The organism is Mesorhizobium sp. M1322, assembly GCF_040318085.1.
Lineage (GTDB): Bacteria > Pseudomonadota > Alphaproteobacteria > Rhizobiales > Rhizobiaceae > Mesorhizobium.
The window spans coordinates 1-22,651 of sequence record NZ_JAMYLP010000056.1 but is presented as its reverse complement, the minus strand read 5'-3'; the positions used below and the strand labels follow the sequence as shown (position 1 = coordinate 22,651).

Sequence of the window (22,651 nt, the reverse complement as noted above, 5' to 3'; positions counted from 1 at the left end):
TAGGCGCTGTTTCGATCCGGCATGATGGCGGCCGCAGAGCGTGCACCAGGAAGAAAGCGGACTGCCAATAAACTGGTTTCCGCCCGCGACCACGCAGCTTTAAGCGGAGTTGTTACCGCTTTCGCGAAATCGGTAACCCGCACCTGCAGCGGATTCCCCGCACATGCCAGGCGCTCTATTCCGAGCTTGCACAGCGGTCGCGTGATGCCTCGTCCGGCGCCGCCGATCGTAACCATGTACAACCGCTCGCCGCCCTTGCATCTCGCGCGCCAATTGACCATCCTCGCCGACGTTAGTTGCACCGCGGCCGGGGGGTTCGCACATGCCGACGCTCTATGCGCTCAAACCAGCCTTCCAGGCAAAGCTGCGGCCGCTTGCCGACCGGCTGGCCGGGGCCGGTGTCACCGCCAACCAGATCACGCTGCTGGCCGCAGCCCTGTCGGTCGCCACCGGCGTTGTGGTCGCGGCCCTTGCCGGCCACCGCACGGTCTTCCTGCTGATGCCGGTGGCCCTGTTTGCGCGTATGGCACTCAACGCCATCGACGGCATGCTTGCGCGGGAGCATGGTCAGGCCTCGAAGCTCGGCATGTACCTCAACGAACTCTGCGACGTCGTCTCGGACCTCGCTTTGATCCTGGCCTTTGCCGCCATCTTTCCAGCCTGGGGCGTCGTCGCCTTTGCCATCACGGCAGTGCTTGTGGAATTCGCCGGTGTGCTTGGCATCGCGGTGGGCACGGGGCGCAATTATGCCGGGCCGTTCGGCAAGAGCGATCGGGCGCTGGCGCTCGGCATCATTGGCTTCCTCATCGCCTGCGGCCTATGGATCGCGGCGATAACGCCGTTTGTGTTTCCGGCAATGGCTACAGTCTCGCTGGTGACCGCCATCAACCGGATACGCAATGGCCTTAACGGGAGCGGTGGCTGAAATTTCGGTCGCATCCGCCAGGGGAACAACATGCTTCATGAACCAGCGATTGCCGCTTCCGCAAGTGAGCAGCGGGTGGCGCAGGAGCGCACCTTCCGCACGCATGACGGCACTGAGATCTTCTACCGCTATTGGCCGGCTGCCGGGCAACCCGCCACGGGCGCGGTCGTGCTGTTCCACCGCGGCCACGAGCATGGCGGCCGCATGGCGCATCTAGTCGATGAACTCGACATGCCCGACCATGCCTTCTACGCCTGGGACGCGCGCGGCAACGGTCGCTCGGCCGGCGAGCGCGGCTATGCACCGTCCTTTGCCGCGCTGGTGCGCGACATCGATTGTTTCGTGCGCGAGATCGGCAAAGACGGGTTCGGCCAGCGCGACATCGCGCTGATCGCGCAATCTTTCGGTGCTGTGCTCGCCGCCGCCTGGGTGCATGATTATGCACCGCAGATTCGCGCTTTGGTGCTGGCCTCGCCGGCCTTCTCGGTCAAGCTCTACGTGCCCTTCGCCAAGCAAGGCATTGCGCTGTGGCAGAAGATCAAGGGCCGCTTCTTCGTCAATTCCTACGTCAAGGCCAAGTTCCTGACGCATGACCCCGAGCGCATCGCCTCCTTCGAGGCCGATCCGCTGATCACGCGGCCGATCGCCTCCAACATCCTGGTCGAGCTCTACGAGCACGCCGCGCGTATCGTCTCGGATGCCCGCGCCATCACCGTGCCGACGCAATTGCTGATCTCCGGCAGCGACTGGGTGGTGCGGCATGGACCGCAGCACGAATTCTTCGTAAATCTCGCCAGCCCGGCCAAGGAGCGGCATGTGCTGCCCGGTTTCTTCCACGACACGCTGGGCGAGCGCGACCGCCGCCAGGCACTCGACCTGATCAAGCCGTTCCTCGAAACGCAGTTCACGACGCCGGAGACGTCGGTCGACCTGACCGCGGCCGACTGCGCCGGCTACACACGCGACGAGGCCGACCGGCTCGCCTCGCCGCTCGCTTTGCTGTCACCGAAAGGCCTTTATTGGGCAATGAGCCGGGCCTCGATCCGCATGGGCGCCTGGCTGTCGTCAGGCATGAAGACGGGGATTGCCACCGGCTTCGATTCTGGCTCGACACTCGACTATGTCTACGAGAACGAGGCGCGAGGCACCGGTCCGCTCGGCCGAATGATCGATCGCACCTTTCTCGACGCCATCGGCTGGCGCGGCATCCGCCAGCGCAAGCTGCATCTGGAAGAGCTGATCGGCCGCGCCACTCAGACGCTGAAGGCCGCCGGCCGCCCGGTCCATACCGTCGATATCGCTGCCGGGCACGGCCGCTACGTGCTCGACGCCGTCGCCAAATGCACCGAGCCGCCGGCAAGCGTGCGGCTGCAGGACTTCTCCGACCTCAACGTTTCGCTCGGCTGCAAGCTGATCGCCGAGCGGCACCTGCCGACCAGCATTTCGTTCCACCAGGCCGACGCTTTCGACGCCCAAATGCTTGCCGGGCTCGATCCGGCGCCGGACCTCGCCATCGTCTCCGGGCTTTACGAATTGTTTGCCGACAACGCCATGATCGCCCGCTCACTCGGCGGGCTGGCCAAGGCGATGCAGCCCGGCAGCCTGCTTCTCTACACCAACCAGCCCTGGCATCCGCAGCTCGAAATGATCGCGCGCAGCCTGACCTCGCATCGCGGCGGCCGGGCCTGGGTGATGCGCCGGCGTACGCAATGCGAGATGGACCAGCTGGTGGCGGCGGCCGGCTTCGAGAAGCTCGACCAGCGCATCGACCAGTGGGGCATCTTCACCGTCTCGATCGCGCGGCGCGTCTGAGCATGGTCTTGCCTGCCGTTGCCGCTGCCCCTGCCCTTTCTGCCTCCGCGCGCGAGCCGTACGCCGGCATCGTGCTACGTTCGGCGTTGTGGCTGGCGTTTCTGGCGCCGTTCTTCTACGCGACCTACGGCTTCGCCAACTGGCTGGCATCGCAGCGCTCCGATGTCGGCAGCATCGTCTTTGCCTGGGAGCGCGGCATCCCGTTCATCGCCTGGACGATCGTGCCCTATTGGTCGATCAACCTATTCTACGGCCTGTCGCTGCTGTTGAACGATACCAAGCGCGGCGTCGACCGTCTTGCCGGCCGCTATCTCACGGCGCAAATCATCGCCGTCGCCTGCTTTATCCTGTTCCCTTTGACGGCGACCTTCATGCGGCCGCAAACATCAGGCCTGCCAGGCTTCATGTTCGCGGTGCTCGGCGGCTTCGACAAGCCGTTCAACCAGGCGCCGTCGCTGCACATCGCGCTGCTGGTCATTGTCTGGGATCATTGGCGTCATCGGCTCACCGGCATAGCTGGCGTCGTCTGGCATGCCTGGTGCCTCCTGATCGGCGCCTCGGTGCTGACGACGTGGCAGCACCATGTCATCGATATCCCGACCGGCGCTTTGCTCGGCTTTTTTGCCCTGTGGCTGTTCCCGTGCAACGGCGAATTGCCGTTCGCCGGCTTTCACCTAACCGCCGATCCCAGGGCACGGCGGCTGGCGCTGTTCTACGCGCTCGTCGCAGCGCTGGCACTGGCCGGCGCCGTTGCCGGCGCCTTCGTCTCGGCGTTGTGGCTGATCCTGCTGTGGCCGGCGCTGGCGCTGGCCATCGTCGCCTTCGCCTATGCCGGGGCCGGCGTCAAAGTGTTCCAGAAAGCCGCCGACGGCGGCGTCTCGCTGGCCAGCCGTGTTTTGCTGCTGCCTTACCGGCTTGGCGCCAGGATCAATGTGTGGGCGTGGACGCGCAAGCTGCCGCCGCATGTCGCGATCGCCGACGGCGTATTCCTCGGCCGCTTTCCCACCGCCGCCGAGGCCGACGCTTTCGGCACGGTGATCGACCTTGCCGGCGAGTTGGAAAGCCCGCGCCGCGTCACCTGTCGCTGGACGGCTGTCGCCATGGTCGATCTTTTGCCGCCCTCGCAAGCTGCGCAAGCGCAAGCGGTGGCGGCGATCGAGGCGGCCCGGGGCCACGGCACCGTGCTGGTCTGCTGCGCGCTCGGCTTCCAGCGCAGCGCCGGCGTCGTCGCCGAATGGCTGGTTGCCACCGGCCGCTCGCCAACGCCGGCGCAGGCGCACAAGCGGCTCGCGTCATCGGGCCGTCCGGTGCATCTTCGGATCGCGGCGGACGAGCCGGCATGAGTGCCCATCGAGACAAAGCCGAAGCATTCGCCGCCGGGCTGATGACGCAGGCGGTGTGGCCGCTGCTGCTGGTGCTGGCCATGTTGGTGGCCGCGCCGGTCATGGCCGTGGCAGCGCAGCCGCAGACGACGACGCTGGCGGCGGCGGTCTGGCTGGTCGCGGCAGCGAGCGGCGTGATCACCCTTGCCGTCTCGGCCCTGCTTGTCTTCGACGCGCTGCTGTTCTGGCTAATGGCGAGCCACATCAGCGAGGCCGCCGGCGGTGCCTCGGTCGACGACGTGCTGGCGCGCATGCGCGTCAAACCGGCCACTGCCGGCATCCGCTCGCTCGACCGGCGCATCGCGGGCACACAGCGCCTGCTGATGAAGCAGCGCATCGCGCTCGGCCTGTTCGTGGCGGCATCCGCTGTCGCCTTGTCTTTCTGAGCCGGACGATGAGCAAGCTCGGCACAAGGACCTTCACCCTGCTGCAGACCGTGACCTCGGTCGGCCTGTCGGCGCTGTCCTGGGCGGTGACCGGGGTGCGGCCGATCTGGAACGGCAGCCAGCCGTCGGACCGGCAGCGCATCTACTTCGCCAACCATGCCAGCCACGGCGATTTCATCCTGCTGTCGGCCTGCCTCAGCGAGAAGGAGCGCGCCCGCACCCATGCCGTCGCTGCCGCCGATTATTGGGGAAAATCGCGGCTGCGCCGTTTCATAGCGCAGGACATGCTGTCCTCCGTACTCATCCACCGGCAGTGGACGGACGAGGCGCAGAATCCGATCTCGATCATGCTGTCGGTGCTCGACGAGGGCCATTCGCTGATCATCTTTCCCGAAGGCACGCGCAACATGACCGACGAGCCGCTGCTGCCGTTCCGCTCCGGCCTTTACAATCTGTCGATGGCGCGGCCCGACGTCGAACTCATCCCGTGCTGGATCGAGAACATGTCGCGGGTGCTGCCCAAGGGGCAGTTCGTGCCGGTGCCGCTGCTCTGCCGTGTCGTCTTCGGCGCGCCGATCGCCATTGCGCCCGGCGAGGAACGCCGCGCCTTTCTCGACCGCGCCCGCCAAACACTGCTTGCGCTGAACCCCCGCCCGCAAAGAGACGACTAGACAACATGCCAATGCACGAAACCCTCATTCTGGTTGTCGGCCTCGCTGCGGTGCTGACCACGGCAAGCCTGGTCGCCGGCATCCTGTCGTGGCGCGCGCCGAAGCCACTCTCCTCGACGCTGGTCAACCTCAACCAGCGCATCAACGCCTGGTGGGTGATGGTGGTGGCGATCACCGTCGCCTTCTTCTTCGGCCGCTCCGGCATGACCATCCTGTTCGCGCTGATCTCGTTTGCGGCCTTGCGTGAATTCGTGACGCTGACGCACAGCCGCCGCAGCGACCATTGGGTGCTGCTCGGCATGTTCGGCATCATCATCCCGTTCCAGTACTGGCTGGTGTGGACCGCCTGGTACGGCCTCTTCACCATCTTCATTCCGGTCTACTGCTTCCTGCTGATGCCGGCGATCACCGCTCTGCACGGCGACACCGAGCGCTTTCTCGAGCGCGTCTCGGCGCAGCAATGGGCCGTCATGATCTCGGTCTACTGCGTCAGCCACGTGCCGGCGCTGCTGACGCTCGAGGTGCCCGGCTTCGAAGGCCGCAATTTGCTGCTGATCGCTTTCCTGATCATCACCGTGCAAGGCAGCGACGTGCTGCAATACATCTTCGGCAAGCTGTTCGGCAGGCACCTGATGTCACCGAAGGTTTCGCCGTCGAAGACCTGGGAGGGCCTGGTCGGCGGGCTGGCGACGTCGAGCCTGCTTGGCGCGCTGCTGTCGTTCCTGACGCCGTTTTCGCCGCTGCAGGCGGCGGGCGTCGCCTTCATCGCCTGCCTGATGGGCTTTCTCGGCGGGCTGGTCGCCTCCGCCATCAAGCGCGACCAGGGGGTGAAGGACTGGGGCCATTTGATCGAGGGCCATGGCGGCATGATGGACCGCGCCGACAGCCTGGTCTTCGCCGCCCCGATTTTCTTTCACACCGTGCGCTATTTCTGGACGTGAGCGCGAGCAACGGTCGGCGCTAGGCAGCGACCTTCAGCGCAACCGGCGGATCGCTCGACAACGCTACGCCTTCGAGTTTTGCCGCAGGTCGTGAGAGATGTTTCCCGCGGCTCTGCTTGGACCAGCAGGAACGCGGATGAAGTAGTTATGGCGCAGCCAGAACGCCTCGGCGGATGGCAAGGGCGACATCGGCGGAGAACGGCGGCACATCAAGCTTCAGCCAGCCGTCCGAATTCGCTTGCCATTCCGCCATTTGCCTGCCGGCAGTGGTATCCCAGGCGATGACGCGATAGGTGCCGCGAGCCAACCCGGGCAGCTCCAAGGCGGCCGGAACCGGCGCAGCGCCGGCGCGAAGCATACCGTTCCGCCCGATCGTGTCGCGGCGAACCAGCCAGACCACTGCCTGGGAATCGTCACCGCAGGCAACAGCCGCGGCGTCGGGACCGGAAACACGCACCTTGTTGCCGAGATGGGCACGCCGGAACGAAACCCAGTCGATCAGAGGGAGGAAATCGGCCAGCGAACGCTGCGCCCGCCGCATGCCGGGGGTGAGCACATGGGGGGTGCGGTTTGGCCACCGCATGCCGCCACCCGCGCCCCCCGCCGCCAGGTGAGCCCATTGCAAATGGCGGAAATATTCATCATCGAAAGGTTCCGGAAGCGTGATCTTCTTGTCCTTGAACGAGTGGATCGGGCCGTGCTCGGAATCGAGAAAAGGGCGGCCGTCATGGATTTCGCCGAGCGCCTCTCCGACGATCCGCGCCATGCCGAGCGCTGGCGCCACCGTGTCACTGGGGTCATCGATCGTGCCCTCCTCGTAGAGATGGAGGGAGGCGAAGTCGAGGTCTGGGTGGCGAAAGATCGGCCCGGGCAGTGGCATGTGGGGCCTCCAGCGAAGCTCAGGTCCGAACAGCGAGACGGTCTGCGGGTGAGAGCGGCCGTAAAGTGACGTTTCCAGCCGGCGCACAAAATCGCTGAGATCATGGATGAAGGCGCCGAATCCATCCGCGCTGCCCTCAGCCTGCTCGGGATGGATCTCGTTCCAGAGGTCCCATGCGAAGAAGGCTCCGCTGCCGCTCCATCTGCGAACCACAAATTCCAGCCTTGCCTTGATCGCGCGGCGCGTCTCGGCGCAGACCAGGAATCGCGACGGGTGGTCCAGTACGCCTCCGTTATTGCGGTTGTAGGGGTGGTGGCGCCAGTGGAGCCACTGCCAAAACGTATCAAAGGGGGTGAGCAGGATTCTTAAGTCCTGTCTTTCGCAAAGACGAAAGAGGTCGTCCCACAATTGCACCATCCCCGGCACGAAGCGGCCCTGCGGCTTCTCGAAGTAGCGGTGGCGAACCTGGGCATATTCCAGCATCAGCCTGAGGCAGGTGACGCCGCTTTCCTTCAGCCAACGGAGATGATTTGCCACGCCGGCCATATCGGCGCGCCGGAACAGGCCATTGAGTTCGGGCCAGCTGACCGCATCATTCTGCCCGATCGGCGTCCATGCCTCGCCATCCTCGGTGGCGAAATAGGAACCGGCTAACTTGATCCAAGGCAGGCCGGCAGCCGATCTCGGCGCAGAGTCTTCCACTTCCCCGACCAGCGGTATCGCCAATCTGATATCGTTCAAAGCATGCTCCGAATTTCGTACCCGGAGCGGTATAACTGCCGCGGTGGCAAAATGTTTCGCCGGGCTGGCAGGCCAATGGACTCTCATCTATTGCGGTGCAAGGAGAGCGAAGGAGCATCCCCTTCCCCTAAGCGACGGCCTCGAAGGCTTGCGCACCTCCTGTGGGGTCACCCGGTCCCAAATGCATCTATGCAGGACTAAACCGCTTTCTTCCACTCAGGCCCCTTCTTGGGCAGTCATGAGTTGCTAAGGCTCCCTCAACGTGGCTGATCCTCAGGTAATCCAGGTCGGTCGATCCTGACGAAGAACGAGCCAGGACGCGATCATGGTCCGCAGTTTGCTGCGCCCTTGCGGCAGAGCCGGCCTTGCGATCATCGTTACGTTATGGACTACCGCAGGAACGCGGGTGAAATAGTCATGGCGCCGCCACGATGCTAGTGCTGGTCGTCCCTGTTAGGCGACTCGTGAAGGAGCTTGCTGATCCAGGTCGCACCTAGCCAGTCCGAAACGCCAGCGATGGTTCGTTGCCTCACGTCTGCTCTGGTAAAACAAAGTCAATTTTCCGCCCTCGATCATCACCGTCGAATGGCCGTTCTCCCCAGGTTCACCAGGATCAAGCACGGGGCCGACCGAGACGTAGGGGCCCTGGACGTCGTCGGCGATGGCGAAGAATACGCGCTGACGACTTCCGCGCGGACCGTCGGGAAGGAAGCAGGTGGCGTTGAGAAGCACGCGACCGTCGGGTAATTCGACCAGTTGGGCGCCCTCGATCCCCCATTCATAGTCCGGATGCTCGCGCGCATTGTGATGGGGCACATCGAGATGATCCAATATCTTGCCGAGACGTTTCCACGGCCCGAACCAGGAATCGGATTGGCTGCGCGCCAGATAGACGTCAGGCTGCGGCACCCTGGTGAATTTAGGCATGCCTGAATAGACGATGTAGCGCTTGCCGCCGATGATCGCCGGATGGGGATCATAGATCCCGTCCTCATCGGTGTCCGGCAGGGACAATAACGCCGGATTCAGCACGACCCAATGAAAGCCATCATTAGACACAGCATGCTCGCAACGTCCGCCCGACTTCAGGAATTCGGTCTGGATGAACATGTGGAAAACGCCGCATTCATGGATAACGCCGGGCGCCGCTATGCCCGATCCGGTTACCGCCAATTCGAGCGCCTCATGCTCAGTCCACGGCCCAAAAAGGTCCGGAGCCGTGGCATGTAGTATTTTCCAGCTCTCGGTCGTGACAGTGCCGCTGGAACCGAAGACGTGCCAAAGCGTGCCGTCGAACACCGGACAAGGATCCTTCAGATCAACCACGGACTGCGGGTGAAACAACGGAAAGACGTTGGTTTCAAAGTCGAATTTCATTTCTTAGCTCTCTCACCCGTTGTTCGTCGGCGGTCGCGGGCCCGTGTGCCACTCGGCCGAATCGATTCACAGACCGTTAACTTATAGCTCCTCCGATTAACGCTTGTTGAACGATCGAACGTTCTCAACCGTTCTGTGGCAACGCGCCACATTTGTTGAGATCACGCGTGGCGCAGGACCTTGCGACAGTCGAAGCGCTCGCTTGGGCCGGATGGGTTGGGCATTGTGGCTGGCCCGCTCCGCTTATCCGTCGATTGCGGCGCCACTACTTAGACACGCACGCAGTTCAACTCTTGTGGAACAACTTACCTAAATGAAAGTTAGATGCATGCCTGCGGGCTTCAGATAGGGCGCGCCTGGATTAACATATGTTAATCCGACAGAATTTCAGACTATAACAAAGGAATGACTTATATGGAAATGGCGGGCGGCAAGAAAATATCAGCTAACACTCCCATAAAATCATCCATCCTACTATGCTTTTCTCACCTCAGGTGGAATTTCGTACACCAACGCCCACAACACATTCTGACGCTCGCTTCAAAACAGCAACAGCTAATTTACTTTGAGGAACCGGTCTTCGAGGAAAGACCCTACCCCTCCATGCGAGTGAGAGATGAGTCACCGACGATCCGAATCGTAATCCCGGTTCTTCCGGCCGGCATTTCCGCAACAAAGGCGGACGCGATCCAGCGGAGGTTCGTCGACCAGATCGTCACCTCAACCCCGCATGACCGGCTGACTGTATGGTACTACACGCCCATGGCGCTGCGTTTCAGCGATCATCTCCGCTACGACGTGTGCGTCTACGACTGCATGGATGAACTCTCCGCCTTCAAGAACGCACCGGCAGAGTTGACGCAGATGGAGAAAGCGCTGTTTCAACGCGCTGATGTCGTGTTCACGGGCGGGCAGAGTCTGTATGAGGCCAAGCGAAGCCTCCATAAGTCGATCTTTCCCTTCCCAAGCAGCATCGACGTTGCGCATTTTCACAAAGCAAGAGAGCCCGGCGATGACCCTGTAGACCAGGCAGACATACCTCACCCGAGAGTGGGCTTCTTCGGCGTGATCGACGAACGGCTCGACGTTGAAATGATCGCACAGGCGGCTGCGGCAATGCCCGAAGTGCATTTCGTCATGCTCGGCCCGGTGGTCAAGATCGACCCGCTAAGCCTGCCGCGCGCAAGTAACTTACATTGGCTGGGTGCCAAGCCCTACGCCGACCTGCCTCGCTATCTCAGGCATTGGAGCGCCGGTTGGATGCCCTTCGCGCTCAATGAGGCGACACGCTATATCAGCCCGACCAAAACTCCTGAGTTCCTGGCCGCCGGACTGCCGGTGGTCTCCACGGCGATTGTGGACGTCGTGCGCACCTATGGTGCCGAAGGCCTGGTCGACATTGTTGATGCCGAAGACATCGAAACCAAGCTTCGGTCCCTTCTGTCACGTCCGCGGAATTTCCTGTTGAAGGAAGTCGATGCCTACCTCGCCAACATGTCCTGGGAACGAACGTGGGACGCAATGGCTGCCCATATTCAGCGCGCCTATGCAATGAAAAGCATTGTGCCTTTGCGCCGGGGAGCCTGACCATGTTCGATTGGTTGATTGTCGGCGCCGGCTTCGCTGGCAGCGTGCTCGCCGAACGCATCGCATCGCAACGGCAGGAAAGCGTCCTGCTCATCGACCGGCGAAATCACATCGGCGGCAACGCTTATGACTGTTACGACGAAGCTGGAATTCTGGTCCACCGCTATGGGCCGCATATATTCCACACCAACGCCCAATCGATCATCGACTATCTCTCGCAATTCACCGAATGGAGGCCTTACGAACATCGCGTACTGTCTTCGGTCGACGGAAAACTGCTGCCGATACCGATCAACCTCGAAACGATCAATCGCCTGTACGATCTTGAATTGACGCCCGAGCAGTTGGAGGAGTTCTTCGCATCCCGGCGAGAAACGGTCGAGGAAGTCCGGACCGCCGAAGATGTGGTTGTGAGCACCGTTGGCAGGGAGCTCTACGAGAAATTCTTTCGCGGTTATACAAGGAAGCAGTGGGGTGTCGATCCTGCCCAACTAAGCAAATCGGTGACTGCGCGGGTCCCTACGCGGATCAACCGCGATGATCGCTACTTTGGCGACACTTTCCAGAATATGCCGGCTGGCGGATATACACGCATGTTCCAGCGCATGCTGGACAACCCAAGGATCAAGATCATGCTGCAGACCGATTATCGCGAAATTCGCGACAAGATCCCTTTTCAGCGGATGATCTACACCGGGCCGGTTGATGAATATTTCGACTGGAGCCTTGGTCGTCTGCCTTATCGGTCACTGCGGTTCGAGCACGTGACGCTTGATTGCGAGCAGTTTCAGCCGGTCGCCGTTGTCAACTATCCGCAAACGGAAAACTATACCCGCATTACCGAGTACAAGCATCTGACCGGTCAGCAGAGCCCGAAGACCAGCCTCACTTACGAATATCCAACCGATATCGGCGATCCCTATTACCCGGTGCCGCGGGCGGAAAACGAGGCGCTGTACAAACGCTATGAAGCACTGGCAGCGGCGTGCCCCGAAGTGTGGTTCGTCGGGCGCCTGGCCACGTACCGCTACTACAATATGGATCAGGTCGTCGGTCAGGCTTTGGCGACGTTCGCGCGCATTCAACAGAGCCTGCCGGCAAACGGCACCGTGCAGATGCTTACGCAGCGGACGATGCTCGGCCAACATTCGGAGCAGTTCCCCACCTACTGACGTGGCCCGCCCTTCTTCGACCGCTACGAAACACCTGCCGCGAAGAATCCGCGCTGGCGGTCCAATTCATCGGCAACCGGTTGGCGAAGACTGCGCGAACCGTCGGCATGAATCGTAGAGAACAAGCCGACTTCGGCGTGGCGCGAATTGTCCCAGCCGGGATACGCGGTCACCGGGTACAGGCATATGCCCTGAACCGGCGCACCACGGCGCATTGCCTCACGGACCTCATCGCAAACATAATGGAGCCATGCCGGCCGGCCTGATCCTTCAGCGCCTGTCTCGGCGATGAACATGGGCTTCCCGTAACGCTCTGCGACTTCGACCAACATGTCGGAAAGCGCCCGATATTCGTGGTGGCCCATCGGTATCGTTGGCCCCCGAAAGTACCATTGGTTGTGCGGATAAAAGTTAAGCCCGATGACGTCCACACAGTCCTCGCTGCCGCCCAATTCGGGCTCGGCACGGCCCGTCAGCATGTCATAGGCTTCAAACTGGCCCTGACGAACATTTTCCGCGCGCCGCTGCTCGGGACGAGTACGGTCACGAGGAGCAACATGGATTAGCGGTTCAGCCCATATGAACCGGCAATCAGGTTCGGCGTCGCCCATCGCCTTGACGCCCGCAACCGCTGCCCTCACAAGCTGTCGCTTGAACCATCCCCGCTTCTTCGGCCCCACGCGTGGGAAATAGCCGACCTCTATCGCCCATGCGAAAAATGAGATCTCATTGATCGGGCACACCAGGGGAGCTACTCCTGTGACGGCGCGATGGACCCGGACAGCTTCAGCGGCAAAGCGGACATAGGCTTCTATAAAGTCTGGGGCGCCCTGGTCTACGTGGTCTGGTGAGCCATAGTGGAAGATATCCCAGACGACCTGCACCCCCGCCGCATGGGCTGCTTCGATCATTGATATCCAACCTGACCAGTCGAAGACCCCTGGCGCTGTTTCAATCAGGTGCCAGCGCAAGCCGTCGCGGATCGTGCGAAGCCCAAGGGCAGCACAGCTGCGATAGTCGCCGAGAGCGTGTTTGTCATGTGCGGTTGCGCGGATCAAATCGAGGCGCACTCCGTCGCCGCGCCGATGCGAGGAACATTCGAAGCCAGCCATAAAGAAGCTGGCAAACTCGGACGGATATTCGCCCGGCGGACGCGCCGGCTCGTTGCTCATACGTGCGACCCGTCGGCCAAGGCTTGCGCCAGCGCTCCCGCTAGGCGATCGGCCATTGCTAGGCTATCGACCATTGCCAGTTTCGACCCCCACCACAATTTCATTCGGGCCGCCATCACGTCGCCTCTGAGTGGTACGGGTGCAAGCGTCGAGTGTTGACCAAGCGAGCGCGAGCGGGGCCGAGTCCAGGTGTTGTCGGTGAGCAGAGGTCGACCTCAGGATGACAGACTGGCGCTCTCAAGCCGAGCCTCGTTGAGCGTCGTCGCGCTGCATTGCCCCTCCTAATGGAATCCGAGGTAGGAGAGATCGCAAGCACGACAACGATAAAGCCGATGAGATGGCGCAATCTCCCCACATTGCGTACCGAACTTGCCTGCGACCGTGAGGTTCCCTTCGGTTGAAATATTTCTGGTTGGGCGGCGACCCGGCAACTTGGCATTTCTCATCACGCCCCACGCGACTTCAGCCCTCACCTAGCTGACCGACTGATTTCCCACGCTCTCGCCGCCCTGTTCCGCTCTCATTTTGCAGCGGCAAGCGGCGCCTTCTTGGCCGGGCGCGGCCGGCGGCGCATGCGGCGCTTGGCAGCGACCTTCAGCGCAACCGGCGGATCGCTCGACAACGCGCCCAGAACGGCGTCGACCATGCCGTAGGCGACAAAATCGGCGTTGATGTCATTGGCCAATTCGACGGCTGTCTTTTTGTCATGGCCGTCCTCCGACCAGAACACGATGCCTACCCGCAGCGCCGACTTGGCACGTTTCAGCCGACGAACCAGGAAACGGGCGTGCTTGACGGAGTCGCGATTCAGGAATCCGACCACAACGGTGTCGACAGCGTCGAGCTCGAGCCGGCCAATGCTTGCTGGATCCATATCGGCAAAGCTCGCCTTCGAGACCGTCGCCCCTTGGACTTCGAGCACCTGCGCCAGCATGGCGGCGGCGGCATCGTCGAGTTCGCCGCGTCCGCCTGCACACAGCACTGAAATGTCTGTGCCATCCGGCAGCTCGGTGTCGTCCTCGCTTTCCCGTTGAGCCTGCTTGTCCTCGTCGGCTGTGGCAGGCTCGGCTGCGGCTGAGTCATCTTCCTCCGCTTCCTCCCGTGCGCTGTCCCCAACGTTCGCCACCAACGTCTGCGCACTGGCCGCCACCCGTCGTCTTTGCTCATCGCCCATGACACCGCGTACGCGATCCTGTTCGCCGAGCAGCAGTGCGGGAATGGCGATCTTGTCATAGAATTCGAACAGATATTTTTCCTCCAGGAACTCCTCGGCGTGGTCAGTGGCTTCTTCCGGGTCGCCGGCCAGCAGGCGCTGATAGAGTCGGGCATGTAGCTCGAGCACCGGTTCGTTGCCGAACAGGACGTCGAGGAATTCGAACTGCGGCACATGCCTGCCGAGCACGACGAGACAGACCGTGAGCGGCGTCGACAGAACCAGGCCCAGCGGTCCCCAGAGCCAGGTCCAGAAGATAGCCGCGACGATGATGGCCAATGGTGACAGCCCGGTGCGCGAGCCGTACAGCCAAGGTTCGACGACGTTGCCGGTGATCATTTCCATGACCACGAATAGCCCGGCGGTCCACAGCACGAGCGACCAGCCGGGCGCCACGGCCAGCGCCAGGAACAAAGGCAGCAACGCACCAATGATCGGGCCGATATAGGGAACAAAGCGCAGCGCCAACGCCAGCAAACCCCACAGCAGTGCATTGGGTATGCCGAGAACCCAAAGCCCGAATGCAATTGGCACCGCATAGACGATGTTCACCACTAATTGCATGAGCAGATATCGGCCGACCCGCTTGCCGGCATCCTGGAGCGCCTCGGTGGTCCGATGAAGATCGCCGTAGCCGACGAGGCGTATGAAACGGTCGCGCAGGTCCTCGCGCTCGAGCAGCATGAATATAACGACGACGATGATCAGGCCGGCCGATGCCAGCGGGCTGATCAGCGGGCCGATCAGGTTCTGGAGAACCTGGAGCGGCCTTTCGCGCGCGATGATCTCGACAGGCACCGGCTCGCGCTCTGGCTCACCTGCGGTAGGCGGTGAGGTTTCCTGCCGGTCGAGTTCCTGACCAATGCGTTCGATCACGCCACTCAGCCTGGCGATGATGCCTCCGCCGACGCCGGTCTCCTTCAGGGATCGGACCTTGGTCAGGATATTGGACTGGTAAAGCGGGATGTTCTGCGCCAGTTCGCTCACCTGCGTGGCGACAATGAAGGAGAACAGGGCTAGGACCATGAATGCACTCAGCACGCTGGCGATGACGGCCGGGAGACGGGGAAGGCCGACTCGCTTGAGTGCGGAAACCATGGGCGCAAGCGCAAAGGTAAGCAGCAGAGCGATTGCGATCGGCAGGAAAACCTCGCGCCCGAAATACAGGGCCGCAACCGCGCCCACGACTGTCGCGACGGTGGGCAGTGACATGCGCGGGAGGGTTCTGGCAGAGGAAACAACGCCCATCACCCCGGGCCCCGCGGGGTGCATGCCGTTTCGACGATTGGCCGCCACTTGATACCTCCGCCCTGCCATAGCCATGATCAGGCATGTTGAGCCGGCGTGCAACTTTCGCCTCTTCGCGCCGGCGAGTTCGAAGAGGCGAGCGGCAAGGGCGGGCGCTTGGCGGCCCAACTGGACAGCCGGACGGTCGCTTTGGTCGCCGGACACAACAACTGACTTAGTGATCGGTTCCGCAGAGGCAGAAGACGGGCTCCAGCCTAGCCCGAATGGCTCAGCCAATGACGGTCGAACACGTCGAGAATGGCGCGGAATTCGGCCGGTGGGATCTGGCTGGCACCGCCGTCCTTGCTGTCTGCTACGAGGAATTGCGCCAGCTGCCGATCGACCGCTTCCGGCTGCTCGATGGTCAGCCCGAGTGATGCCAAATCCCCAGCGATCGACCCGTCAGGCGGCAGATATCCGCCCCATGCCTCGGGCGTCGTATCGCGCAAGCGGACGATCAGGATCCTGGTCAGGGACGGCTGCGGCTCCGGGCCGATGATGGTGGTGCCGCACAGATAGCCGCCAAGCACGCTTCCGGGCCGCGAGTGCGGAAACAGGCACAGGAAGAATTGGGCTTCGCCGCTGGTTTCCTTCAGATGCGCATAAAGGCCGCGTTTTGCCGACGTCATCAGCCCACCGAGCAGCAGCTGCCCGGTCGGCAATGCCTCGCGATAGGCGGCAGTCAGGCCGTGCGCCCCCGGCCCGGTCTCTATCGAAAGACTGCCCCTGATCAACTGGCCGCGATAATAGGGCGACAAGGCGCGCGAATAACATGCATAGGTTCCGGCAAGGGCCAATCCAAGGCTTCGCTCTTCATGCCCGGACGCCGTCTCGAACTGCGCGCCGACGCGGCGTTCCAGTTCGGCCCTGTCGATGCCGTGGCGGGCGCAGATTGCCGCCGTGAAGCCTGGCAGGTCGCTCTCTGCGATCCAGGCGCCCGGCTGCTCCAGCTTGAGAAGCTTCGACCAGTCGTCGTAGACGCTGAGCTCGCGCGGCTGGGCGCGGCCCTGCAGCCATTTGTCGGCACGGCCGAGATCGAACGCCGTCTTCGGGTTGACGCCTCGGAACGCCGCCGCCAAATCCTTGCGAGCGAAGGTTCCCAGCAGGGCTGCAGTCAACCGTAATTTCTGCGCGATATGCTGCGCCATCCCACCCGCCCCTTATGCCACCGCGAGGCATAACATGTGCCAGCACTTGCTCCCACCGCATTCATAGCGAGGCGGACTTCTCCCAAAGTCCCATCTTCCAGGAAATCGGCAGAATTCCACGCCGCTCCACGCGCCTACCCTTTTCGCCCTGCCGGGCGGCGCTAAGGTCGCGCAGGGCAAGGGCAAGTTATGAAACTCACGCTATCTAGGCTTTAATACCAACCCCTTCCTCAGTCATTTGAACGACGGCGAAGCCGAGCTCTCGCAACCACCACAACCAGCGTAGATGCCGCCTCAACAAGGAAGGAATAATTCGATGTCCTGGATTGCCTCCCCCAAAATCCATTTCACCGCGGTTGCGGCTGGATCCGCTGCCCTGCTGCTGCTGACCTTCGGGCCGGACGGACCGTCGCGTGCAGCTGCCGGCTCCCGGGCGGCAGCGACATATGGCAAGGCGGTTCCTGCGTCGCCGGCCATCGAGCCGACGCGCATCGAAGTCGACGGCGGCGCACACGTGATACGCTTTTACATCGACGGCAAGCAGGTCGCCCTGCTAGACTCGACCGGCTTCAGGGATTGAACCCACGGCCTGCGCGCCGCGTAAGCCTAACTCGCGCCGGTTCCTAGCAACCGCGCTTTTCCACGAGCCATATTCCAGGAATTCCGGAGAATTCCACGCCTTTCCACACTGTGGCGGTGTTCGGGCCCGCGGCTGGGGTTAACGTTACGTTAACCATTGAGGGACGCCGTCATGAAACTTGCCCTGTCTGCACTTCTCGCCGTGCTCGCACTTTCGCAAACTGTGGAGGCTAAAACGAAAGTCGTTGCCACCGATGCGAAAGCGACCACAGCCGAGAAAACCCGGCCGCCGCTCGACAACAAGTCCACCGGCGGGATCAACGCCTCGTCCGGTGCGATGGCAGCGCCGGCTGACAAAAATGCGTCCAGTCCGTATCCGCCGGCGATCTATTTCGATTTCTAGAGTTTCATCCATCCCCTAATGGATGGGGCTCTTCTTTTTATTCGACCGCTCCACGCTTGCGGTGCCCTGGATTCATAGGCTCTGGGATCGACAGGCCCCGCGATCGACAAGCTTGGCGGCGGCGCGTCAGGCCGTGTTCCGTCCGCCTCCGGCCTCAGCCGACCCTGACGACGAAATGCTTCGTCACCGGTTCGATGATCTTCCACGTTCCCTTGAAATCGGCCTCGACCACGAAGGCATCGCCGGGACCGACTTCGACGGGCGCGCCACCATCGGGCGTAATGACGATACGGCCTGATATCATGTGCACGAATTCATAGTCGCTGTAGGTTGCGTGGTAGGTGCCGGGGGTGGCCTGCCAGGTTCCCGACATGACCTTGCCGTCCGCTGTGGTGTGCTGGACGGCGGTCTTCATGGCTGGGTTACCGTCGACGACGACCCAGCCCGCGAGATCGCCCGCCTCGGCGTTTTCGACCGCGCCGAATTTGAGGATGGTCTTCTCTGTCATAGTCGGACTCCGTCTGGGACTGTGCCGGCATTGGCTGCCGGTCAATAGCCGAAGCACCTGACATGAGCAACGCGGGTGCCCGGCACGCTTGACCTGGCCGCCATCCGCCGGATAGTCCGTGGATCGGCCCAAGAAAGAACCGGCATGACAGACGCGATCGTAGAGACAGCAACGGCACCCAGCTGAACGAGGGCGATTCCGTCACCCTGATCAAGGATTTATAGGTCAAGGGCACTCCGGAGACGATCAAAAGAGGCACGCTGGTGAAGAACATTCGCCTCACCGGCCATCCCGGCGAGATCGAGTGCAATACCAAGCAGGTGAAGGGCCTGGTGCTGAAAACCGAGTTCCTGAACAAGGCGTGATCGCCCGGCCTGGCCCATGATTCGCGCGAGTTCCCCGAGCTTGCAAGCCGAAGCCTCCGGGAAGCGGCGCTTCTGAATTGCGCAGGCGGACGGCAGACACGACATCGCCGCGGTGCGCAACCGACGTAACGGCCGCCCCCGGGGCCACTCCTTGAAAGCCGTCGAAAGTACGATATATCAATGACTAAGCGTGCGTTGCACGCGACGTAGTGCTTTGGTCAAGCTTCATCTGTGGAGGTTGTCATGGCAAACGATCTGATGGAAGGAAAGAAGCCTCAGGATTGGATCAATCTGATCCTCGCGGCATGCCTGTTCATCTCACCCTGGGTCATCGGCTTCGCTGCTGAAACCGCTCCTGCGTGGAACGCCTGGATTGCCGCAGTCGTGCTCGGCGCCCTGGCTCTCGCGGCGCTTTCGGTATTCGCCGAATGGGAAGAGTGGATGAACCTTGTCGTCGGGCTCTGGCTGATCGTCTCACCCTGGCTGCTCGGCTTCATGGCGAACGCCAACGCGATGGCGACCCATGTTGTCCTCGGCGTGCTGGTGGTTGCGGCATCGGCCTGGGCGGTCTGGGACTCCCGTCATCATCCGCCAGCGCATGCGTGATCGGTGACGACAAACGGGGAGGAGCCCGGCGCGCGAGCGGCGGGCTCTTCTAAGCCTGAGATCGGTACGCAGGCCCGCTAGCCGGGCCAATTATCTTCCTTGTGCTCAAAACCCAACCGCCCGGCGGGTGCAGATGGCGGCGCCGCCGCGGCGCTTCCTGGTATAGACGCCGACGAGCACACCCGCGCCGCACTCGCGAACTTCCACTTATGTTGCACTGCGTTAGATTTGTTGCATTGCAATATCGCTACATCGCGTCGAGTCTTCGCAACGGGTGGCTTTTTTCAACGACCACACGAGGTTTTGCCGTGTCAGCATCGTTTCGGCCTGATATCGAAGGGCTGCGTGCACTGGCGGTGTCGGGCGTCGTCGCGTTCCATTTCGGTCTGTCGGACCTGCCGGGCGGCTTCACCGGCGTCGACATCTTCTTTGTCATCTCCGGCTATCTGATCACCGGCCAGCTGCTGCGGGAAATCGCCGAGGACGGCAGGCTGAACCTGTGGCGGTTCTACGCAAGGCGCGCCCGGCGCCTGCTGCCAGCCTCGCTGTTCGTCATCTTCGCCACGCTTGTCGCGGGTTACTTCATCCTGTCGCCGGACGAACAGGCGCTCTATTCGAAAGGCGCCATGTTCGCCTCGGCCTATGCGATCAATTTCTGGCTGATCCGCTGGTCGTTCGACTATTTCGCCCCCGATGCGGCGAACAACCCCTTCATCCACTTCTGGTCGCTCTCTGTCGAGGAACAGTTCTACCTCGTATGGCCGGCGCTGCTTCTGCTGGCGGCATGGCTGCGCCCGGGCATGCGCATGGCGATCCTGGTGATCGGCCTCGCCGGCGCGGTGTCGTTCGCCGTCTGCGCCTGGCTCACCACCGTGGCGCAGCCCTGGGCCTTCTATTTCTCGCCGCTCAGGGCCTGGGAATTCGCCGCCGGCGGCCTGGCGACGATGGCGCCGGCAAAATTCTGGCGCGAGCGCCCGCAATTGGGCGCAGCACTGGCATGGCTTGGCCTGGCGCTGATCGCCGGGGCTTATCTGACCTTCAGCGAACAGGCCACCCCCTTCCCCGGCGTCGCGGCGGTGGTGCCGGTGGCCGGCACCGCGCTGCTGCTGCTCAGCGGCTCCGCCGATGCCCAAAGAGGGCCCAGCGCTATGCTGGCGCTGCCGCCCTTGCAATGGGTGGGGAAACTTTCCTACTCGCTCTATCTCTGGCACTGGCCGGTCATCGTCTATGCGACGATGATGGTTCCCGATCTCTCCTGGCCCGGGCGGCTTGCCTGCGCGGCATTGACGCTGGTGCTGTCGATCTTCACCTATAGTTTCATCGAGAACCCGATCCGCCGCAACGTCTGGCTGATGGCGAACGCGGCGCGCGCGCTTATTCCCGCCGCAATGCTGACCGGCGCCGGCGTGGTGGCAACTTACGCCAATGCGCGCCTTGCCGTGCACGATCTCGACCCCTCACAACGCATCATTGCCGAAACTGCCGCACAGCCCTCCACCGCGCGCGCCAAGGACGGCTGCGTTCTCGACTACGAAACCGTCACGCCGAAGCCCTGCATGTTCGGCGCCAAGAATGCCGAGCACTCGATTGCGCTGTTCGGCGATTCGCATGCCGACCACTGGTCGACGCCGCTGATCGAGGCGGCGAAGAAGAACAACTACAAGGTCGTCACCTGGCTCAAATCCGCCTGCCGGGCGTCGCGGCTGACAGTCTGGAGCTCGAAGCTGAAGCGCGACTACACCGAGTGCGATCGGTGGCGCGAGCAATCGATCAAGGAGATCATCGCCCTGCGCCCGAGCCTGGTGGTGATCTCGGAGATCTCGCTGACGAGCTCGCGCAAATTGTCGCCCGACGTGAAGGTATCCGACAGCCAGGATCGGGACTGGCAGGCCGGCCTGCGTGCAACGTTGGAAGCGTTCAGCCAGGCCGGGCTGAAAGTCGCCTTCATTCGCGATGTGCCGTTCAACGGCATGTTTGCCGACACCTGCGTGGCCCGCGCGCTGTGGCGCGGACAGACGCCGTCGGTATGTGACGCGCCGCGAACCGACGCCGCCAACGACGCCGTGGCCGCGGTGGAGCGCGACATCGTGCGCGCCGTCCCCAACGCGACCTATATCGACATGACCGACCGGTTCTGCGACGCCAAGACCTGCCATGTCTTCATCAACGGCAAGCTGGCCTACCGCGATCGCCACCACCTGGCGACGCCCTTTGCGCAAACGCTGGAGCCGCCCGTCGAGCGCGCGCTGTTCTCGACGGGGGCGGCGCAGAAATAAGGGCGGCGCAAGACGCGCCTTTCACCGCTGTCTCAGTGCAAGCCAAACTCGCGCAGCAGTTCTTCGCGATAGCGCACGAACCGGCTTTCGCTACGATCGCGGGGGCGCGGCAGTTCAACCTCGACCAGCCGTGCTGTGCCGCCTTTCTCCCTGGGCAGGATCAGCACCCTGTCGGCAAGATAGATTGCTTCTTCCAGATCATGGGTGACCATGACCATCGTGACGTTCTCCTCGCTCCAGATGCGCGCCAGTTCCTCTTGCATGCCGATCTTGGTCATGGCGTCGAGTGCGCCGAGCGGCTCGTCGAGCAGCAGGATTTCAGGCTGCACGGTCAAGGCCCGGGCGATGCCGACGCGCTGCGCCATGCCGCCCGAAAGCTGCCTGGGATAGGCATCGCTGAATTCGGCCAGGCCGACGAGCGCGGTATAGAAGCGGGCCTTGTGCTCGGCCTCCGCCTTGGGCACGCCCCGCACTTCGAGGCCAAAGGCGACGTTGCCGAGTACTGTCAGCCAGGGCAGCAGGCGCGGTTCCTGGAAAATCACCGCGCGTTCGGCGCCGACGCCATGGACCGGCTTGCCGTCGATCGCGACACCGCCGCTGTCGGCGGCCTCCAGCCCGGCAAGAATGCGCAGCAGCGTGGTCTTGCCCGATCCGCTGGCGCCGACGATGACGAGACATTCGCCGGAGCGGATGTCGAGGTTGAGCGCCCTCAGCACGGCAAGCGGGCGCCCGCCGAGGCTGAAGGATTTGGAGAGGTCGCGTATCGTGACCTCGCCGCCGCTTGTGGTGGTCATGGCCCGTCTCCCGGTCAGTTGGTTTTCGTTTCGCCGCGCCGGTAGAGGATATTCGCGGCTTTCAGCCTGCCCTTGGGCAGGCGGCCGTCGCGCTCGAGCACGCTGACCCAGAAGTCGATGTCGCGGTCGTCAGCCTTGGCCCCTTCGCGCAGGCCAAAGCCGGTCCAGTAGCGCGCCAGCGCGCCATTTTCGCCGCGTTTATCGAGGATCTCCGCGAGCACCTTGCGCGCCTCGTCCGGGTTCTGGCGCGACCAGTCGGCGGCGCGGGCCGACTGTTCGATGAAATTGCGGGCGCCATCCGGATGCGCCGTGATGAAGTCGCGCCGCAGGACAATGAAGCCGCCGGCCAGTTCGCCCAGCACGTCGGTGTCGTTGAACACGCCGCGCACGCCGCCCTTGTCCACCAGCGCGCCAGCGAACGGCGCC

The 22,651-nt window shown here is 62.8% G+C and carries 19 protein-coding genes and 2 pseudogenes; 13 read left to right on the top strand and 8 right to left on the bottom strand.

Annotation, left to right across the window (positions count from 1 at the left end; all coding sequences use genetic code 11):
* The first annotated feature begins 322 nt into the window (after positions 1-322).
* From NKH12_RS19845 to NKH12_RS19820, 6 genes are read left to right on the top strand one after another with little or no spacing between them, the layout of a single operon-like run.
* On the top strand, positions 323-925 hold the full coding sequence (locus NKH12_RS19845) for a CDP-alcohol phosphatidyltransferase family protein (protein WP_352954688.1): 603 nt from the start codon (positions 323-325) through the stop codon (positions 923-925).
* A gap of 30 nt (positions 926-955) precedes the next feature.
* Positions 956-2,737 (top strand): bifunctional alpha/beta hydrolase/class I SAM-dependent methyltransferase, encoded by a 1,782-nt coding sequence (locus NKH12_RS19840; protein WP_352954687.1) that lies wholly within the window; start codon positions 956-958, stop codon positions 2,735-2,737.
* Positions 2,738-2,739: 2 nt separating this feature from the next.
* Positions 2,740-4,080 (top strand): phosphatase PAP2/dual specificity phosphatase family protein, encoded by a 1,341-nt coding sequence (locus NKH12_RS19835; protein WP_352954686.1) that lies wholly within the window; start codon positions 2,740-2,742, stop codon positions 4,078-4,080.
* Positions 4,077-4,505 (top strand): hypothetical protein, encoded by a 429-nt coding sequence (locus NKH12_RS19830; RefSeq protein ID WP_352954685.1) that lies wholly within the window; start codon positions 4,077-4,079, stop codon positions 4,503-4,505. Before NKH12_RS19835 ends, NKH12_RS19830 begins: the two co-directional genes overlap by 4 nt.
* An 8-nt stretch (positions 4,506-4,513) precedes the next feature.
* On the top strand, positions 4,514-5,176 hold the full coding sequence (locus NKH12_RS19825; protein WP_352954684.1) for a lysophospholipid acyltransferase family protein: 663 nt from the start codon (positions 4,514-4,516) through the stop codon (positions 5,174-5,176).
* 11 nt (positions 5,177-5,187) lie between these two features.
* Entirely contained in the window at positions 5,188-6,117 is a 930-nt protein-coding gene (locus tag NKH12_RS19820; RefSeq protein ID WP_352954683.1) for a phosphatidate cytidylyltransferase, read from the top strand.
* Between the two features lie 145 nt (positions 6,118-6,262).
* Here the strand turns inward: NKH12_RS19820 and NKH12_RS19815 are convergent, their stop codons facing one another.
* Positions 6,263-7,738, bottom strand: coding sequence for a glycoside hydrolase 5 family protein (locus tag NKH12_RS19815; protein WP_352954681.1), 1,476 nt, complete (start codon positions 7,736-7,738; stop codon positions 6,263-6,265).
* Between the two features lie 453 nt (positions 7,739-8,191).
* The gene (locus NKH12_RS19810) at positions 8,192-9,037 is read right to left on the bottom strand and encodes a glycoside hydrolase family protein (RefSeq protein WP_352954680.1); all 846 of its coding nucleotides are present in this window, start codon (positions 9,035-9,037) and stop codon (positions 8,192-8,194) included.
* 492 nt (positions 9,038-9,529) lie between these two features.
* Here NKH12_RS19810 and NKH12_RS19805 point away from each other — a divergent pair, with 492 nt between their 5' ends.
* Entirely contained in the window at positions 9,530-10,702 is a 1,173-nt protein-coding gene (locus NKH12_RS19805; protein ID WP_352954679.1) for a glycosyltransferase, read from the top strand.
* 2 nt (positions 10,703-10,704) lie between these two features.
* Positions 10,705-11,874 (top strand): UDP-galactopyranose mutase, encoded by a 1,170-nt coding sequence (glf, locus tag NKH12_RS19800; RefSeq protein WP_352954678.1) that lies wholly within the window; start codon positions 10,705-10,707, stop codon positions 11,872-11,874.
* 23 nt (positions 11,875-11,897) lie between these two features.
* Here the strand turns inward: glf and NKH12_RS19795 are convergent, their stop codons facing one another.
* The 3 genes from NKH12_RS19795 to NKH12_RS19785 all read right to left on the bottom strand — a co-directional run bounded on the left by NKH12_RS19795 (position 11,898) and on the right by NKH12_RS19785 (position 16,694).
* Complete coding sequence (locus NKH12_RS19795; protein WP_352954677.1) at positions 11,898-13,046, bottom strand: glycoside hydrolase family 1 protein; 1,149 nt, start codon at positions 13,044-13,046, stop codon at positions 11,898-11,900.
* 520 nt (positions 13,047-13,566) lie between these two features.
* Positions 13,567-15,555 carry an AI-2E family transporter gene (locus NKH12_RS19790; protein WP_352954676.1) on the bottom strand — a complete coding sequence of 663 codons (1,989 nt, stop codon included), beginning with the start codon at positions 15,553-15,555 and terminating at the stop codon, positions 13,567-13,569.
* A gap of 206 nt (positions 15,556-15,761) precedes the next feature.
* Entirely contained in the window at positions 15,762-16,694 is a 933-nt protein-coding gene (locus NKH12_RS19785; RefSeq protein WP_352954675.1) for a hypothetical protein, read from the bottom strand.
* A gap of 316 nt (positions 16,695-17,010) precedes the next feature.
* On the opposite strand from NKH12_RS19785, the gene NKH12_RS19780 reads away from it, so the two are divergent.
* Both NKH12_RS19780 and NKH12_RS19775 read left to right on the top strand, forming a co-directional pair.
* Positions 17,011-17,274, top strand: a complete 264-nt coding sequence (locus NKH12_RS19780; protein ID WP_352954674.1) for a hypothetical protein — start codon at positions 17,011-17,013, stop codon at positions 17,272-17,274.
* 171 nt (positions 17,275-17,445) lie between these two features.
* Positions 17,446-17,676, top strand: coding sequence for a hypothetical protein (locus tag NKH12_RS19775; RefSeq protein ID WP_352954673.1), 231 nt, complete (start codon positions 17,446-17,448; stop codon positions 17,674-17,676).
* A gap of 154 nt (positions 17,677-17,830) precedes the next feature.
* Here the strand turns inward: NKH12_RS19775 and NKH12_RS19770 are convergent, their stop codons facing one another.
* Positions 17,831-18,184, bottom strand: coding sequence for a cupin domain-containing protein (locus NKH12_RS19770; protein WP_352954672.1), 354 nt, complete (start codon positions 18,182-18,184; stop codon positions 17,831-17,833).
* Between the two features lie 144 nt (positions 18,185-18,328).
* Between NKH12_RS19770 and NKH12_RS19765 the strand changes: the two are divergent.
* From NKH12_RS19765 to NKH12_RS19755, 3 genes and pseudogenes are all read left to right on the top strand, one after another.
* Positions 18,329-18,549: pseudogene (locus tag NKH12_RS19765) on the top strand (alkylphosphonate utilization protein).
* 243 nt (positions 18,550-18,792) lie between these two features.
* Positions 18,793-19,155, top strand: a complete 363-nt coding sequence (locus NKH12_RS19760; RefSeq protein WP_352954671.1) for an SPW repeat protein — start codon at positions 18,793-18,795, stop codon at positions 19,153-19,155.
* A 308-nt stretch (positions 19,156-19,463) separates the two neighbouring features.
* Positions 19,464-21,431, top strand: a complete 1,968-nt coding sequence (locus tag NKH12_RS19755; protein WP_352954670.1) for an acyltransferase family protein — start codon at positions 19,464-19,466, stop codon at positions 21,429-21,431.
* A 32-nt stretch (positions 21,432-21,463) separates the two neighbouring features.
* On the opposite strand, the gene NKH12_RS19750 is transcribed toward NKH12_RS19755, so the two are convergent.
* Together NKH12_RS19750 and NKH12_RS19745 are read right to left on the bottom strand one after the other, a co-directional pair.
* Positions 21,464-22,225 (bottom strand): ABC transporter ATP-binding protein, encoded by a 762-nt coding sequence (locus NKH12_RS19750; RefSeq protein WP_352954669.1) that lies wholly within the window; start codon positions 22,223-22,225, stop codon positions 21,464-21,466.
* 14 nt (positions 22,226-22,239) lie between these two features.
* Positions 22,240-22,651, bottom strand: a pseudogene (locus tag NKH12_RS19745) (ABC transporter substrate-binding protein); the annotation flags it as partial.

Coding starts and splice junctions, on each gene's coding strand:
- NKH12_RS19770 (WP_352954672.1), bottom strand. CDS start 18,184: ATGACAGAGAAGACCATCCTCAAATTCGGCGCGGTCGAAAACGCCGAG.
- glf (WP_352954678.1), top strand. CDS start 10,705: ATGTTCGATTGGTTGATTGTCGGCGCCGGCTTCGCTGGCAGCGTGCTC.
- NKH12_RS19820 (WP_352954683.1), top strand. CDS start 5,188: ATGCACGAAACCCTCATTCTGGTTGTCGGCCTCGCTGCGGTGCTGACC.
- NKH12_RS19775 (WP_352954673.1), top strand. CDS start 17,446: ATGAAACTTGCCCTGTCTGCACTTCTCGCCGTGCTCGCACTTTCGCAA.
- NKH12_RS19750 (WP_352954669.1), bottom strand. CDS start 22,225: ATGACCACCACAAGCGGCGGCGAGGTCACGATACGCGACCTCTCCAAA.
- NKH12_RS19760 (WP_352954671.1), top strand. CDS start 18,793: ATGGCAAACGATCTGATGGAAGGAAAGAAGCCTCAGGATTGGATCAAT.
- NKH12_RS19840 (WP_352954687.1), top strand. CDS start 956: ATGCTTCATGAACCAGCGATTGCCGCTTCCGCAAGTGAGCAGCGGGTG.
- NKH12_RS19780 (WP_352954674.1), top strand. CDS start 17,011: ATGTCCTGGATTGCCTCCCCCAAAATCCATTTCACCGCGGTTGCGGCT.
- NKH12_RS19830 (WP_352954685.1), top strand. CDS start 4,077: ATGAGTGCCCATCGAGACAAAGCCGAAGCATTCGCCGCCGGGCTGATG.
- NKH12_RS19825 (WP_352954684.1), top strand. CDS start 4,514: ATGAGCAAGCTCGGCACAAGGACCTTCACCCTGCTGCAGACCGTGACC.
- NKH12_RS19795 (WP_352954677.1), bottom strand. CDS start 13,046: ATGAGCAACGAGCCGGCGCGTCCGCCGGGCGAATATCCGTCCGAGTTT.
- NKH12_RS19845 (WP_352954688.1), top strand. CDS start 323: ATGCCGACGCTCTATGCGCTCAAACCAGCCTTCCAGGCAAAGCTGCGG.
- NKH12_RS19785 (WP_352954675.1), bottom strand. CDS start 16,694: ATGGCGCAGCATATCGCGCAGAAATTACGGTTGACTGCAGCCCTGCTG.
- NKH12_RS19805 (WP_352954679.1), top strand. CDS start 9,530: ATGGAAATGGCGGGCGGCAAGAAAATATCAGCTAACACTCCCATAAAA.
- NKH12_RS19835 (WP_352954686.1), top strand. CDS start 2,740: ATGGTCTTGCCTGCCGTTGCCGCTGCCCCTGCCCTTTCTGCCTCCGCG.